General features: G+C 33.6%; 10 protein-coding genes. 9 read left to right on the top strand and 1 reads right to left on the bottom strand.

Annotation, left to right across the window (positions count from 1 at the left end; all coding sequences use genetic code 11):
- The first annotated feature begins 6 nt into the window (after positions 1-6).
- The 8 genes from ACFQ1R_RS04345 to ACFQ1R_RS04310 all read left to right on the top strand — a co-directional run bounded on the left by ACFQ1R_RS04345 (position 7) and on the right by ACFQ1R_RS04310 (position 14,960).
- Positions 7-2,307 carry an NADP-dependent malic enzyme gene (locus tag ACFQ1R_RS04345; RefSeq protein ID WP_379924883.1) on the top strand — a complete coding sequence of 767 codons (2,301 nt, stop codon included), beginning with the start codon at positions 7-9 and terminating at the stop codon, positions 2,305-2,307.
- Positions 2,308-2,358: 51 nt separating this feature from the next.
- Entirely contained in the window at positions 2,359-2,940 is a 582-nt protein-coding gene (gene ruvA, locus ACFQ1R_RS04340; protein WP_379924881.1) for a Holliday junction branch migration protein RuvA, read from the top strand.
- Between the two features lie 5 nt (positions 2,941-2,945).
- Entirely contained in the window at positions 2,946-10,229 is a 7,284-nt protein-coding gene (sov, locus tag ACFQ1R_RS04335) for a T9SS outer membrane translocon Sov/SprA (protein WP_379924880.1), read from the top strand.
- Between the two features lie 67 nt (positions 10,230-10,296).
- A complete protein-coding gene (gene gcvH / locus ACFQ1R_RS04330) occupies positions 10,297-10,677 on the top strand; it encodes a glycine cleavage system protein GcvH (RefSeq protein ID WP_379924879.1) in 381 nt (126 codons plus the stop codon).
- Positions 10,670-11,044, top strand: a complete 375-nt coding sequence (locus ACFQ1R_RS04325; RefSeq protein WP_379924878.1) for a VanZ family protein — start codon at positions 10,670-10,672, stop codon at positions 11,042-11,044. Before gcvH ends, ACFQ1R_RS04325 begins: the two co-directional genes overlap by 8 nt.
- A 63-nt stretch (positions 11,045-11,107) precedes the next feature.
- The gene (locus tag ACFQ1R_RS04320; protein ID WP_379924877.1) at positions 11,108-11,830 is read left to right on the top strand and encodes an energy transducer TonB; all 723 of its coding nucleotides are present in this window, start codon (positions 11,108-11,110) and stop codon (positions 11,828-11,830) included.
- A gap of 127 nt (positions 11,831-11,957) precedes the next feature.
- Entirely contained in the window at positions 11,958-12,743 is a 786-nt protein-coding gene (locus ACFQ1R_RS04315; protein WP_379924876.1) for an energy transducer TonB, read from the top strand.
- A gap of 117 nt (positions 12,744-12,860) precedes the next feature.
- Positions 12,861-14,960, top strand: a complete 2,100-nt coding sequence (locus tag ACFQ1R_RS04310) for a gliding motility protein RemB (RefSeq protein WP_379924875.1) — start codon at positions 12,861-12,863, stop codon at positions 14,958-14,960.
- Between the two features lie 409 nt (positions 14,961-15,369).
- Here ACFQ1R_RS04310 and folK read toward each other — a convergent pair whose 3' ends face one another.
- On the bottom strand, positions 15,370-16,497 hold the full coding sequence (folK, locus tag ACFQ1R_RS04305; protein WP_379924874.1) for a 2-amino-4-hydroxy-6-hydroxymethyldihydropteridine diphosphokinase: 1,128 nt from the start codon (positions 16,495-16,497) through the stop codon (positions 15,370-15,372).
- Positions 16,498-16,569: 72 nt separating this feature from the next.
- On the opposite strand from folK, the gene ACFQ1R_RS04300 reads away from it, so the two are divergent.
- Positions 16,570-17,274, top strand: coding sequence for a queuosine precursor transporter (locus tag ACFQ1R_RS04300; RefSeq protein ID WP_379926302.1), 705 nt, complete (start codon positions 16,570-16,572; stop codon positions 17,272-17,274).
- Positions 17,275-17,327: the final 53 nt, after the last annotated feature.

Genomic DNA, 17,327 nt, shown 5'->3' with positions numbered 1-17,327 from the left:
ATTCCTATGAGCGAAGAAAGTAAACGCAGAGAGGCATTAATATACCACGCCAAACCTACTCCAGGTAAAATAAAAGTTGTTCCAACCAAAAAATACGCTACCCAACGCGATTTAGCTTTGGCTTATTCACCAGGTGTAGCAGCACCTTGTTTGGAGATTGAAAAAGACAAAAACAATGCATATAAATATACCGCAAAAGGTAATTTAGTTGCTGTAATATCAAACGGTACAGCCGTTTTAGGTTTAGGTAATATTGGTGCATTGGCAGGAAAACCTGTAATGGAAGGTAAAGGTTTGTTATTTAAAATTTTTGCAGATATTGATGTATTCGATATTGAGGTTGATACCGAAAACATAGAAGAATTTATTGCAACCGTAAAAAATATAGCACCAACTTTTGGAGGTATCAATTTAGAAGATATAAAAGCACCCGAAGCTTTTGAAATTGAAAGACGCCTAAAGGAAGAACTTGATATTCCTGTAATGCATGACGACCAACATGGTACTGCCATCATATCAGCAGCAGCTTTAATTAATGCAGTAGAAATTGCTAAGAAAAAATTAGACGAAGTTAAAATTGTAATAAGTGGTGCTGGTGCAGCAGCAATTTCATGTTCACGTTTGTATCAAGCTTGTGGTGCGAAGCGCGAAAATATGGTAATGCTTGATAGTAAAGGTGTTATTAGAGATGATAGAGAAAATTTATCTTCTGAAAAAGCAGAATTTGCTACGCACAGAAAAATTGACACCTTAGAAGAAGCTATGGTAAATGCCGATGTTTTTATTGGTTTATCAATGGCAAATATAGTGTCGCCAGAAATGCTATTAGCTATGGCTAAAAACCCAATAGTTTTTGCTATGGCAAATCCAGATCCAGAAATAAAATACGATTTGGCAATAAAAACCCGTAAGGATATAATTATGGCAACGGGTCGTTCAGACCATCCTAACCAAGTAAATAACGTACTCGGATTTCCATTTATATTTCGTGGTGCTTTAGATGTTCGTGCTACTAAAATTAACGAAGCTATGAAAATGGCTGCTGTTGAGGCTTTGGCAAAATTAGCTAAAGAATCTGTTCCAGAGCAAGTTAATATTGCTTACGGTGAAACACGTTTGGCATTTGGTAAAGAATACATCATTCCAAAACCATTCGACCCACGTTTAATTGCCGAAATACCACCTGCAGTTGCAAAAGCAGCGATGGAAAGTGGTGTAGCCAAAGAACCTATTCTTGATTGGGAAAAATATAAAGACGAATTAAGAGAGCGTTTAGGCAACGATAATAAACTTATTAGATTACTATTTAATCGAGCAAAAACAGACCCAAAACGTGTTGTTTTTGCTGAAGCTGATCAATTAGCAGTTATAAAAGCAGCACAAATAGTATATGAAGAAGGCATTGCCATTCCTATTTTATTAGGAAGAATAGAAACCATTAAGGAGTTAATGGCTGAAATTGAATTTGATGCTGAAGATGTTCTTATAATAGATCCAAAAACAGAAGAAGAAAACGAGCGTAAAAACAACTATGCAAAAGTATATTGGGAGCAACGTAAGCGTCGTGGTGTTACTTATTATGCTGCACAACGTTTAATGCGTGAGCGTAACTATTTTGCAGCTATGATGGTGAATGAAGGTGATGCCGATGCTTTAATATCAGGATATTCCAGAAATTACCCATCAGTTGTAAAACCAATGCTAGAGCTTATTGGTATGGCAAAAGGAACATCGCGCGTGGCAACAACCAATGTAATGATGACAAAACGTGGACCAATGTTTTTAAGCGATACATCTATAAACATCAATCCATCAGCAAGAGAATTAACTAAAATTGCTCAAATGACGGCACAAGTGGTTAAAATGTTTGGTATGGAACCTGCTATGGCTATGATTTCGTATTCAAATTTTGGTTCGTCTTCACATGAAAATGCTACAAAAGTTCGCGATGCTGTGGCGCATTTACACCGCTACTATCCAGAGATGATTGTTGATGGTGAATTGCAAACCGATTTTGCTTTAAATGCAGAAATGCTTCAAGAAAAGTTTCCGTTTTCTAAGTTAGTTGGCAAAAAAGTTAACACCTTAATTTTTCCAAATTTAGATTCGGCAAACATCACTTATAAATTATTGAAAGAGTTAAACGAAGCAGTATCAATAGGGCCAATTATGATGGGAATGCGCAAACCCGTTCACATTCTTCAATTAGGTGCTAATGTTGATGAAATTGTAAATATGACTGCCATTGCGGTTATTGATGCACAGCAAAAGGAACGTTTAGAACAGGAAAAGGAAAATGCTAAGTAAGTCTATTGAAAATAAATTTATTACATTTGGTCGATTAACTAATTGCTATAAATGATTACACATATCCAAGGTAAACTTGTAGAAAAAAATCCAACCGACGTTGTTATTGATTGTAACGGCGTCGGTTATGTTTTAAATATTTCCTTGCATACCTATTCGCAAATTCCTAGTGGCGACCATTTAAAATTATACACGCATCTTCAAGTAAAAGAAGATTCGCATACACTTTACGGCTTTTCATCATTAGCAGAACGCGAAATTTTTAGATTGCTAATTTCGGTTAGTGGTATTGGTGCTAGTATTGCCCGTACCATGCTATCTTCATTAACACCAAAACAAGTTATTGAAGGTATTGCGGCAAATGATATTGCATTAATTCAAGGTATAAAAGGCATTGGCGCCAAAACAGCCCAACGTGTTATTATAGATTTGAAAGATAAAGTCTTAAAGATTTACGATATTGACGAAGTTTCCGTTTCCAAAGGCAATACGAATAAAGATGAAGCGTTATCTGCTTTAGAAGTACTTGGTTTTGTTAGAAAGCAGGCAGAACGTGTTGTGGAAAAAATTGTTGCAACCCAGCCTGATGCCACTGTGGAAACCATTATTAAACAAGCTTTAAAAAATTTATAATAGATTTGAATATAACTAACCTAAACTCTTATAAATCAATTAAAAAACACGTTGTATTAGCAATTGTGTTTTTGTTTTCTGTTATGGCGTGGTCTCAACAGCCAACAGCACAAGATACTATTAAAAAAGGATACAATTTAGGAAGTTTAAAAACACCAAACCCTAATAGTATTGAATCTAAATACACCTACGATGCTTTAACCGATCGTTATATTTACACCGAAAAACTAGGAAGTTTTAATATAAATTACCCTGTAATTTTAACGCCTAAAGAATACTATGCATTAGTAGCTAGAGAAAGCTTAAAAGCCTATTATAAAGAAAAAATTGACGCTTTTGACGGAAAAAAACAAGGTGCTGATGATGCTCAAAAAAACCTATTACCAGAGTTTTATGTGAAATCAGATTTTTTTGAATCCATTTTTGGAAGTAATACCATTGAGGTAATACCACAAGGTTCGGTAGAAATGGATTTAGGCATGTTATTTTCAAAGCAAGATAACCCTACATTTTCACCAAGAAATAGAAGTAATTTCACGTTTGATTTTGATCAACGTATCAGTTTAAGTTTATTAGGTAAAGTTGGTACACGTTTGCAAGTAACCGCCAATTATGATACACAATCTACCTTCGATTTTCAAAATTTAATAAAATTAGAATACACACCAACCGAAGATGATATCATTCAAAAAATAGAAGTTGGTAATGTAAGTATGCCTTTAAACAGTTCGCTTATTACTGGTGCGCAAAGTTTATTTGGTGTAAAGGCACAATTACAATTTGGTAAAACGACGGTTACAGGTGTGTTTTCTGAGCAAAAATCACAAGGCAATACCGTTGTTGCACAAGGCGGAGGAACCTTAGAAGAATTTGAATTTTTCATTAGAGATTATGATGAAAATCGCCATTTCTTCCTAGCACAATATTTTAGAGATAGCTACGATAAAGCATTATCAACCTATCCATACATTAACAATGGCGGTTTACAAATAACAAGATTAGAGGTTTGGGTTACTAACCGAAGTAATAAAACCGATAATGTAAGAAACGTGGTGGCGTTACAAGATATTGGAGAATCAGACCCAAGTAAAGTGGGTTCTTCAGTAACTATAACGGCAGCACCTTCAGCTTATCCAAGTAACAAAAATAATGCCTTCGACCCAACCAATATTGGTGGTGCAGGTTCGCAGTTAAATTCGGCTATTAGAGACGTTGCCACCGTACAAAATGGTATTGCAATATCTGGAGCTCGCGAAGGTTTTGATTACGCTAAACTGGAAAACGCACGTAAATTAATCAGTGGTCAGGAATATGTGTTAAATACCCAATTAGGGTACATTTCCTTAAACCAACGTTTAAATAACGATGAGGTTTTAGCAGTAGCGTTTCAATATACTTTAGGAGGAAAAGTGTATCAAGTAGGTGAATTTGCTAATGATGGTGTAGATGCAACCAATGTAACAACCAATGGTTCTGGTGATGTTACAAATGTAGTTAATAGCAACTTAATAGTAAAAATGCTAAAAAGTAGCATCACCAATGTAAACCAACCTGTTTGGGATTTGATGATGAAAAACATCTACGATACAGGTGCTTACAACTTAAGTTCAGAAGATTTTAAACTGAATATTTTTTACAACGAAGCATCGCCTTTAAATTATATAAAGCCTGTTGGTACAACAGCATTTCCAACACCTGGAGCAAATGATGATCCAATAGACGAAACACCTTTACTAAGATTTTTCAATTTAGATAAATTAAATTTTAATAACGACCCGCAAGCAAAAGGCGATGGTTTTTTTGATTATGTAGAAGGTATAACGGTATTATCGCAAAGCGGAAAAGTAATTTTCCCAAGTGCAGAACCTTTTGGAGAATACATTTTCAACAAACTATCTTTAAGTGCTAGTGAAGATTACGATAATAATACAACCTACAACGAAAACCAAGTAAAGTATGTTTACGATGTGCTTTATAAACAAACCAAAACCAAAGCACTAGAAGCAGTTGAAAAAAACAAATTCAAACTAAAAGGGCGTTACAAATCTTCTGGTGGCGATGGCATACCAATTGGTGCTTTCAATGTGCCACGTGGTTCGGTACGTGTAACCGCTGGAGGTCGTGTGTTAGTTGAAGGTATTGATTATACGGTAAATTATCAATTAGGGCGTGTTCAAATTTTAGATGAAGCTTTAAAAGCATCCAACACACCTATTGAAGTTTCAACAGAAAATAATGCGGTTTTTGGGCAACAAACCAGACGTTTTACAGGCGTTAATGTAGAACATAAGTTTAATGAAAATTTTGTTTTGGGTGCAACACTTTTAAACTTAAATGAACGCCCAATTACGCAAAAAGCAAATTACGGAACAGAACCAATAAACAATACTATTTTTGGTTTTAATGGAAACTACTCAACCAAAGTGCCATTTTTAACCCGATTAGCAAATGCATTACCTAATATTGATACCGATGTAGAATCGAACTTATCTTTACGTGGTGAATTTGCTTATTTAGCACCAGGTTCGCCAAAAGGCACAAACTTAAATGGTGAAGCAACTTCCTATATTGATGATTTTGAAGGCACACAAAATGCCATCGATTTAAAATCGCAACAATCATGGTTTTTATCAAGTAGACCAGCCGATTTGGATGGCGACGGGCAAACAGATTCAGGGTATGACCAAGGCGGAATTGAAACTGGGTATGGAAGAGCCATGTTAAACTGGTATAATATAGATCCTATTTTTTACACCAGCCAACGGCCAAATGGTGTAACCGATAGCGATTTGTCAAGTCTATACACCAGTCGTGTTTTTATTAAAGAATTGTTTCCAGAACGGAATTTAGTGCAAGGTCAAAATACAGTTTTAAGTACTTTAGATTTAGCATACTATCCAAACGAAAGAGGACCGTACAATTTTGATGACACCAACACAAATGGAGATATTATTACTAACCCAAGCCAATCATGGGCTGGTATTACACGTCAATTAACATCAACAGATTTTGAACAGCAAAATGTTGAGTATATTGAGTTTTGGTTACAAGATCCATTTCAAGAAAATCCATCAAATCCAGGAGGAAAACTGGTTTTCAATCTTGGTAATATTTCAGAAGATATTGTAAAAGATGGTAAAAAACTTTATGAAAATGGCTTGCCTAAAGACGGTAATAAAAGTTTATTAAATCCAACGGCATGGGGAACTGTAGTGCCACAAAACCAATCGTTAATATATGCTTTTGATACCACTGGTGATGAGCGAAAAAATCAAGACGTTGGTTACGATGGGTATAATGATGCAGAAGAAAAAAGTTTTGCTTTAACCATACCAGGTAATTTTAGTTCATTAGCTGACCCATCAAAAGATAATTACACCTATTTTTTAAATGCCAGTGGTAGTATTTTTGATCGCTATAAAAACTACAATGGTGTAGAAGGAAATACACCAGACACATTTTCAAATACCGATAGAGGTGCTAATACACAACCCGATGTAGAAGATATTAATCGTGATAACACCATGAACACCATCGATAGTTATTACGAATATGAATTGCCAATTACCAGACAAAATTTACCATTAACAAAATCGGATTTTGATAATTTATCGGCATCAACCAATCCGTTAAAAGAATATTTAGTTGACTTTAAAGATAGACCTCGTACACTACCAAACGGGCAATCGCCAAACGTACGTTGGTATTTATTCAGAATTCCTGTTGAAGGAAGTCTAAGAAAACCTGTTGGCGGTATTACCGATTTGCGTTCGGTGCGTTTTACACGTTTATTTCTTAAAGAATTTTCAGCACCAACTGTATTTCGTTTTGGAAGTTTAGATTTGGTACGTAGTGAATGGCGTCGTTATAACCAAACTTTACAAGCTGATAAAGACAATCCTGCCGATGATATAACCGATTTTTCAGTAGGCGTTATAGGAACTTTAGATAATGAAGGAAGTTACCAAAGACCTCCAGGGATAGAACCAGAAGAATTATTTAACAATAACACAGTGGTTGAACAAAATGAACAATCATTGGTTGTAAATGTGTGTGGTTTAGAATCGCAAGACTCTAGAGGTGTTTATAAAAACATTAATTTAGATATGCGTCAGTTTAAGCGCATGCGTATGTTTATGCATCTTCAAGAAGAAGGTACAGGTATTCCAACTAATAATACCGTTGTTGGTTTTATTAGAATTGGAAATGATTTAACTGAAAATTATTATCAAATAGAAATACCGTTAAAAGTTTCAGAATCTAATTCCAGAATAGGTTTATGGCCTGAAGAAAACGAAATCAATTTGCCAATAGATATTTTAGGAAAAATAAAAGCATTGGAAATTGCCAATCCAACTTTGCCTTCAGAAAAACAGAAGTTTTATGATGTAATTGATGGCAAATTGGTTGATACACCTGTTGATGAATTTTCCGCATATACCGCTGGTCAACATCGTGTAACTATAAAAGGAAATCCTAATTATGGCGATATAAGAACCTTAATGGTTGGTGTTAAAAATGGTATTCCAAGTGGTCAAAATGATGCACCGCCAATAGCATCGCCAGTTTGTGCTGAAGCATGGTTTAACGAGTTGCGTTTATCTGATATGGATAACGAAGGTGGTTGGGCAGCAGTAGTAAGTTTGGATACAAATATTGCCGACTTTATGAATATTAGTGCTACAGGAAGGCAAAGCACCTCAGGGTTTGGTAGTATCGAGCAAGGTCCTAGCCAACGTAGTTTAGAAGATGTTAAGCAGTATGATGTTGTAACCAATATTAATATTGGGCAAGTATTACCAAAAAAGTGGGGCATTCAATTGCCTTTTAATTATGGTCAAAGTGAAGAATTGATTACACCAAAGTATGATGCCTTTTATAAAGATTTAACCTTAGATTCACGTTTAGATGCAGCTCAAACCAATGCTGATCGCGAAACTATAAAAAAACAATCTGAAGATTATACAAAACGCCAAAGCATCAATTTTATAGGTGTTAGAAAAACTAGAACAACCGATGCAAAACCACGTTTTTATGATGTAGAGAATGTTACTTTAAACTACTCATACAATAAGGTAGAACACAGAGATTTTGAAATTGAAGATGCGGTAAATAAAACCGTTCGTGCTGGTGCTAATTATGCTTTCAATTTTAATCCTATAAAAATTGAACCTTTTAAAAAGAACGATTCACTGTTCACAGGTAAATATTGGAAACTTTTAAAAGATTTCAACTTCAATTTATTACCAACAAGTTTTACATTGAATTCGGATATTAATAGACAATTTAACCGTCAAAAATTTAGAGAAGTAGATTTAGGAGGTTCAAATATTGGGATTGAAGAGTTATTCAGAAGAAATTACACGTTCGATTTTCAATACACTATAAACTACAATATTACAGATGCTTTAAGCTTAAATTTTGCAGCAGCAAATAATAATATTGTTCGAAATTATTTCAAAGACAATATCATTAATGGTGAACAAGATGAAACTTTAGATGTTTGGGATGGTTTCTTCGATTTTGGCGATCCAAACAGGCAATCGCAAAACTTAGGAATTACATACCAATTGCCATTAAATAAAATTCCAACACTAAGTTTTGTAAACGCAACCTATCAATACAATGGTAATTTTCAATGGCAAAAAGGATCTGATTTATATGGCGAGTTAGAGTTAGATGGTAATACGTACGATTTAGGTAATACCATTCAAAACGCAAACACCCACAATATCAATACAACTTTAGATATGAATAGGTTCTATCGTTATATTGGGTTGGTTAAAAAACCTATTTCTAGGGCTAGAGTTAGAACAACCACACAAGGACCTCCAGGACCTAATCAAAACAATTCTAATCAACCACAAATTAAAAACCAATCGGTTACCAAACTATTAAACGCAGGTGTTGATATTTTAACAACAATTAAAAGAATTCAAATTAATTATTCTGAAAACAACGGTACATTTTTACCTGGGTATTTACAAACACCAGGGTTTATTGGTACTTTAAAACCAACAACAGCTTTTACCTTTGGTAGCCAAAGTGATATTAGAGATTTAGCAGCAAGACGTGGTTGGTTAACGTTGTTCCCAGATTTTAATCAGCAATATACAACTACCAATACTAAACAAATGGATATTTCGGCAAGCTTAGAGCCTGTAAAAGATTTAAAAATTGATTTGGTAGGTAACCGAACGTATTTTGAAAATTATACCGAAAATTTTAGAGTAGATGCCAATACCTATGAGTATACATCGCTTACCCCAAATACTTTTGGTAATTTTAATATATCAACTGTTTTAATAAAAACAGCATTTAGTAAAAGTGATGAAACAACATCCGATGCGTTTAACGATTTTAGAGCAAATAGACTTATTATTGCTAATAGAAAAGCAGAAAAATTTTATGGTAATACAACTTTTGGACGAGATACCGATGGTTATCCATTAGGTTTTGGAAAAAATAGTCAAGCCGTATTACTGCCTGCGTTTTTAGCAGCATATTCTGGACAAGACGCTAGTAAAGTAAAAACCAGTGCGTTTAGAGATGTGCCTATTCCAAACTGGGATTTAAAATACACAGGCTTCATGAAATATGCTTGGTTTAAAAAGAATTTCAAGCGTTTCTCGTTAACACACGGCTACCGTTCAACATATACCATCAATCAATTTCAAACCAATTTGAATCTGAATTTAAACCCAGGAGATAATGAAGCACCTGTGCCTGGTTTAGATTATATTAATCAACCACAGGAATCAAAAGACCAATCAGGTAATTACAAAAATGAAACCTTATTTAGCAACATCAACTTAACCGAAATGTTTAGTCCGTTAGTACGTATCGATTTTGAAATGCAAAATTCGGTTAAAATTTTAGCAGAAGTTAGAAAAGACCGTTTACTATCATTAAGCTTTGATAATAATTTAATGACTGAGGTATTAGGAATGGAATACGTATTAGGTTTAGGTTACAGAATTAAAGATTTACGAATCAATTCAAATCTTGCAGGCCCAAGTAAACGTATAGTAAGCGATTTAAATATGAAGGCCGATATATCTATTCGAGATAATAAAACCATTATTCGCTATTTAGATTTAGAAAACAATCAAGTAACATCTGGTCAAACCATTTGGGGCTTAAAATACACAGCCGATTATGCCTTTAGTAAAAACCTAACAGGTATCTTTTATTTTGATTATACGTTTTCAGAATATGCTATTTCAACAGCGTTTCCACAAACAACAATTAGGTCTGGGTTTACTATCAGATATAATTTTGGGAATTAACATATATTCTGTTTGAATTTAAAGTTTGAATAAATACATTTGCCTTGTACTAACTTAAAATAATAAAATGAACATTCAATCAGAATTAAAATATACAAAAGACCACGAATGGGTAAGTATAGAAGGTGATATAGCAACTATTGGTATTACAGATTTTGCACAAAGTGAATTAGGCGACATCGTATATGTTGAAGTTGAAACGGTTGATGAAACTTTAGAAGCCGAAGAAATTTTTGGTACTGTTGAAGCAGTAAAAACAGTATCCGATTTATTTTTACCACTATCAGGCGAAATTATTGAATTCAATACAGCTTTAGAAGACGAACCAGAAAAAGTAAATACAGATCCTTATGGCGACGGTTGGATGATAAAGCTTAAATGTTCAAACTTATCAGAAGTAGAAACATTAATGTCTGCCGAAGCCTATAAAAGCTTAATAGGTGCTTAAAAAGATATTATTTTTATTAAGCATCCTTTACACAATAGCTTTAGCAATTGTGTGTTTAATTAAAATAAACAAGCTTCCAGATATAGGTATATCTAATGCCGACAAAATATATCATTGTTTATCATATATTATATTGTCGTTATTATGGTACAACACATTATTGCATACTTTTAAATTAAAAAGTCAGCAAGCATTACGGTATGCATCAGGGTTCTCAATTATATTTGGTATAGTTATTGAGGTATTACAAGGAGCCTTAACAACATCTAGAGCAGCCGATGTTAATGATGTTGTAGCAAATTCTGTAGGTGTTTTATTTACAATTTTGGTTGTATCACTAAAAAAAATAAATCCTACTAAAAATTAACAAACAACTTGCTTAATTGACAAATAAATAGTTATTTTAGCATTCTTGAAAAACAATTAAATTATGGAACCTAAAAAAAATCCTAAAGCAAATGTTGGACGTAACAGTTCACTTTATTTCGCTATTGGTTTAGCGTTAATGTTATTTTTAACAAATTTCGCTATCAATTTTAAAACCTATGACAAGTCAGATATCGAAATAGGCATGGTAAACATGGCTGAAGAGATAGAGGAGGAAATTCCAATCACACAACAATTACAAACACCACCACCACCACCACCACCACCTGCAGCGCCTGAAGCTATAGAGATTGTAGAAGATGAGGTTGAAGTTGTGGAAACAGTTATAGAATCTACCGAATCTGATCAAAAACAAAAAATTGTTAAAGTTGAAGCTGTAAAAGTAGCACCAACTGTAGAAGAAGACGTAGAGGTGCCATTTGCTGTTATTGAAAACGTACCAGTTTTTCCTGGTTGCGAAGGCGGTGATAACAATGCAAAAAGAGATTGTATGTCTAAAAAAATACAAGACTTTGTAAATAAAAAGTTTAATACAGATTTAGCTAGTGAGCTAGGTTTATCAGGTAGACAACGTATTAATGTTATCTTCAAAATTGACAAATCTGGTGAGGTTGTTGGTATTCGTGCTAGAGCACCACACCCAGGTTTAGAAAAAGAAGCTGCCCGTGTAATTGGCATGCTTCCTAAAATGCAACCAGGTAAGCAACGTGGTAAAGCGGTAACTGTACCATATTCATTACCTATTGTTTTTCAAGTACAAGATTAAATTTACCTTGCTGTAAAGCAAAACATATCAAAATATAAAATCCCGTTACAAAATTTGTAACGGGATTTCTTTTTTGGTATGCTTATTGTGATTTTATCATAATATTAACATTTAACAATAAAATATTATGAGTAATCCAAAGAAAACGCACGACCTCATTCGGCAAAATGAGGAAATCGTGAAAAAATCACAAAAGCATGAAACAAATTTACAAAAAAACTCAACCTTTTACTTTCAAGTAGGTTTAATTGTTTGCTTGCTTGCTGCCTATGGGTTGTTAGAAATGAAATTTGAAACTACTACACCTTCAACGGTTGAAGTTCTTTACATTGATGATAATTTTGAAACTTATGTTCCAGAATTTAAAGTAGAAGTAGCAGTTGTTGATGAGCCAAAACAACAACAAGTTGTTAAGAAACCAACAAGTTTCGAGGAAGTGCCCAATGATACGCCAGAAATTTTTGTTGATGTTCCAACCGAACCTACTGTACAAGTTACCAAATCACCAAATTTTGAAAAAAATCCTTTAGCAAAAAAGCCAGATGACGATGTGCTAGTTCATTTTGAAGCTATCGAGCATGTGCCTGTGTATCCTGGTTGTGAAAACAAGAAAACAAATGAGGAAAAACGAAAATGTATGTCCGATAAAATAACCCAATTAATCCAGAAAAAGTTTAATACTGGTTTGGGTAGTGAATTGGGTTTACATGGAAAGCAAGTAATTCGTACCCAATTTAAAATTGATAAAACGGGTCGTGTAAACGATATTCAGGTAAGAGCTACACATCCAGAGTTAGAAATAGAAGCGAAGCGTGTTATTAATATCATTCCAGAAATGACACCTGGTAAACAACGCGATAAAAGTGTAGGTGTTATTTATACTTTGCCTATTGTATTTCAAGTGCAAGATTAGTTTTGCTATAATTTAAATACTTAAAAGCTGTTATCTGTTAAACGATAATGGCTTTTTTAATGCCTCATTATTAAAAATATAGTATCTTTCAACCCAAATTAATTCTCAAAAAAACACATGAAACGTTTCGTTGTACTAGCCTTACTTTTAGTTCAATATCAATTTTATTCTCAAAATAATACGTTCAATGAAAAACCACCTGTGTTTTCAAGTTGTGATACACTAACCATCAACATGCAGCAACAGTGTTTTGATAGTAAGGTTTATAATCACATTTACAATACGTTTAAAGTGCCAGAAAACCTTTCTAAAGAAAACTATAAGGGTAATGTTATTGTATTGTTTGAAGTCGATACTACAGGACAATTTAAAGTGCTTTATACCGAAGCAATGTATGCAGAGTTGAAAACCGAAGCAAAACGTGTGTTTTTTTTGCTCCCAAAGGTTACACCAGCTACCTACAATGGCAGAAATACCTATAAACAGTACAGTATTTCCATAAAAATTCCGTTAGTTAACCAAGAAGAAGTTATACTAAATCAAGAAAAAGTAAACCCAATTTTAAAGTTAGAACAACAAGCTAAAGCGGAATTTGATAGTGTTAATCTATCATTAAAAGCGTTTGAAGACAAAGCCTTTTCTAGTCAATTAAACATTCCGTTTACGCATAGTGATTATGCTCGTTTTGATAAACAGATGAATAGAGTAGGTACTAATAGTCATACCGCTTCAAAACCATTTGTGTATGAAGACGTTTCAAGATATTACGATTTTAAAGCTGAAAAAGGTAAATTGCTTAAAGAAACCGAAACTTGGGCTGGACGCAAACTTTGGAACGAGCATTTAGTACAATTACAAGGAAACGATTATTGGTTTACTATAAATCCAATTTTAGATATAGAAGTAGGTAAAGATACTGATGCCGATTTTAATTCAACCTACAACAATACACGTGGGTTTATGATTAATGGTGGTTTGGGCAAAAAACTTAATTTTTATGCGTCGGTTTTTGAAAGCCAAGGTCGATTTGCACAATACATAAACGCATATGCCGAAAGTTTAAAAGCCTTTGGACCAGATCCAGCCATTATTCCTGGGCGTGGTATCGCAAAACGTTTTAAAACGGATGGTTACGATTATCCTGTGGCAGAAGCCTATTTATCGTATGCGCCAGCAAAATTTATAAATGTACAATTTGGGCATGGTAAAAATTTTATAGGCGATGGTTACCGTTCGTTATTGTTAAGCGATGTGGCAAGTCCGCACCCATTTTTAAAATTAAACACCACATTTTGGAAAATAAAATACACCAATACATGGATGTGGTTAAAAGATGTGCGTGATGATGTGGTGCAAGACAAAGCTTTTTTAACCAAGTACATGGCTAGCCATTACTTAAGTTATAATGTGTCAAAAAAATTAAATATCGGTTTGTTTGAATCGGTGCTGTGGACCAACAGTAACAACCGAGGTTTTGATGTAAACTATTTAAACCCCATAATATTTTACCGAGCTATCGAATTTGAAACTGGGCAAGGTGCTGGTAACGCCATTTTGGGTGCATCGGCAAAATATAAGTTTAATGATAACATAAATATATACAGCCAATTTATTTTAGATGAATTTTCACTTAGTGATATAAAAGCAGGCGAAAAAAGTTATAAAAATAAATTCGGGTATCAATTAGGCGTAAAATATTATAATGCTTTTAAAGTAGATAATTTATTACTTCAGTTTGAATATAACAGAGTTCGCCCTTACACCTATTCACACAATACCATTGTGTTAAACTATGCGCACAATAACCAATCTATGGCGCATTTATGGAATTCAAATTTTAGTGAAGCTATTTTTATTGCTAGATACCATTACAAACGATGGTTTGCAAATGCTAAATTAATTTTTGGGGTAAAAGGGTTCGATATTAATAGCAGTACAGACACATTTAGTTATGGTGGCGATATCTACAGAGATTATTTTGACAGACCATTTGATACAGGCATTGAAATTGGGCAAGGCATAAAAACCAATATATTTAATGGAAATTTACAACTAGGTTATTTAATAAACCCAGCAACAAACCTTAAACTATTTGCCGATATAACTTATAGAAATTTTAATCCGCAAACCGAAACAGCCACCATTTTAAAAAATGATACCGCATGGTTTAACTTTGGTATAAGAACCGACTTGTTTAATTGGTATTTTGATAATTAATATATCCCTACCAAAACAAAAATCTCATAAATTAAATTTTAAACGTTTATTACTTGGGCGTTACCCTATCGGGTCGGGCTATCCATTCCAATCTTTTTAAAAAGGCATTGCGAGCACGAAGGACTAAGCTAACTGTCAACTTTCAGTTCTTACCAAAATTTGGTTTATCTAGTTTTAAAAAGGATTTCCATTCCTATCCCTAACGCAACTTATATTTCACCGAGGAGTAAAAAGCAAGAATAACCTATTGAAAAACTTATACAAACAAATTACAAACGCTTAACTTGGAAAGAAAATGATTAGAGCAATTGTAACATTCAAAAGTTTAATTGATATTGAAAATGACAAAACTCACTTAATAGCAATTGTAAATACATGGGTTACAGCAACTAAATAATAAAAACCTTCGCTAACTACAAACCTCACCTAAAACCCACAAATAATCACTTCGGTTTTCAATAAAATCTTTATCGGAAATGTCTATTATTTTCACGTTAAAATCGTTTTGGGTTTTTAAAAACTCCAAATAGCCTGTGTTTATTTTTTCTAAATACGTATTAGCAATATTTTGTTCGTAATCGCGCCCACGCTTTTTAATGTTTTCTTGTAAACGTTTGGTATTTTGGTATAAATACACATATAAATCGGGTTTTCGCAAGTCTTTGTACATCAGGTAAAAAAGCTTTCGGTAAAGCTTAAACTCATCTTCTTGCAAGGTTATTTTAGAGAATATAAGCGATTTAAACACATCGTAATCGCTTACCATAAAATCTTTAAACAAATCGAGTTGCGATAAATCGTCACTAATTTGTTGGTATCTGTCAGCAAGAAACGACATTTCCAACGGAAAGGCATAACGCGCTGCATCATTATAAAACTTTGGCAAAAACGGGTTATCGGCAAAACGTTCTAGAATAAGTTTCGCATTAAAATCGTGAGCTATTTTAGTTGCTAAACTGGTTTTTCCTGCACCTATATTACCTTCAATAGCTATGTAATTGAATTTTGAAATATCAAAGGTTTTATTGGGGTTTTTTAACCAAATATTAATAGGTTCTAAAACGCTATCATCTGTACATTCATCTAGCAAAGTGGCAACGTGTTTGTTTAATTTTGGGTGCTTAACATCGGCAGCAATATCGTTTAAAGGCATCAAAACAAACTTACGCTTTTGCATTTCTGGATGCGGTACTTGAAGTGTTTTTGTATGTATAATTGTTTCTTCAACAAATACAATGTCTAAATCTATGGTTCGGGCTTCGTATTTACTGGCATCGGTTCTTACACGTCCTAAACTCGTTTCAATAGTCAATAACTTTTGAAGCACTATTTCGGGTTCTAAACTCGTTTCTAAAACAATGCATGCATTAAAAAAATCGTCACTTTCAAAACCAAAAGCAGGCGATTTATACACTTTAGAAATGCGTGTTATATTTCCTAATTTATAATAAATCAAATCGATAGCATCTTGTAGGTTTTTAAATTTATCACCTTTATTGCTACCTAATGCTATGTAAAATATTGTTGGCTGTACCATAAGTATTGGCAAAATAAGTAAAACAAATTTTATTATTTTATATTTACTGAAATGATTTATTCACAATCGCAAATGACTTCAAAAGACAAACTCCTTGCTCAACAAATATACATGCTTCTTGGAGCACTTTTTATTACCTCGCTAGTAGTTTCAAACCTTATATTTCAAAAATTCTTTTATTGGTATCCGTTTAATATTGAAATTTTTGGCAGTAAATTGTTTGTTATTTCGGTTGGCATACTTCCTTACCCAATTACGTTTTTAATAACCGATTTAATTAGCGAGATATATGGTAAAAAGCGTGCAAACCAAGTAGTTGTAGCTGGTATTTTTGCTTCGCTATTTTCGGTATTAATAGTTTATGCTGCAAATATAGTGCCTGCGGTTGCAAGTTCGCCAGTTGATGATGCTACGTTTACACATGTATTTGGACGCACTATTTTAGCAGTTGCGGCAAGTATGGCGGCTTACTTATTTGCACAGTTTGTTGATATTCAAATTTATCATTTCTGGAAAGGCGTTACAAAAGGCAAACACTTGTGGTTACGTAATAATTTCTCTACGTTTTTATCGCAATTTGTTGACACCTTTTCGGTAGTAATTTTACTTTGTTTTTTTAAAGTTTTACCTTGGAGTATGTTTACAGGGCTTATTATTAGTGGTTTTTTATTTAAAGTACTTATTGCTATTTGCGACACACCGTTTTTATATATGGGTGTATATTTGTTTAAAAAACGCTTCAAACTAAAAGATTATGAAGAGATTGCATTGCTTTAAATCTATAAATTTGTATTAAATTTTCGCTTAAAACAAACCATTTCGCTATTTTT

Origin of the sequence: Mariniflexile jejuense, assembly GCF_042675665.1 — a bacterium.
GTDB classification, from domain to species: Bacteria; Bacteroidota; Bacteroidia; order Flavobacteriales; family Flavobacteriaceae; genus Mariniflexile; species Mariniflexile jejuense.
The sequence above is the reverse complement of the archived record's forward strand: the minus strand, read 5'-3'. Positions and strand labels throughout refer to the sequence as shown.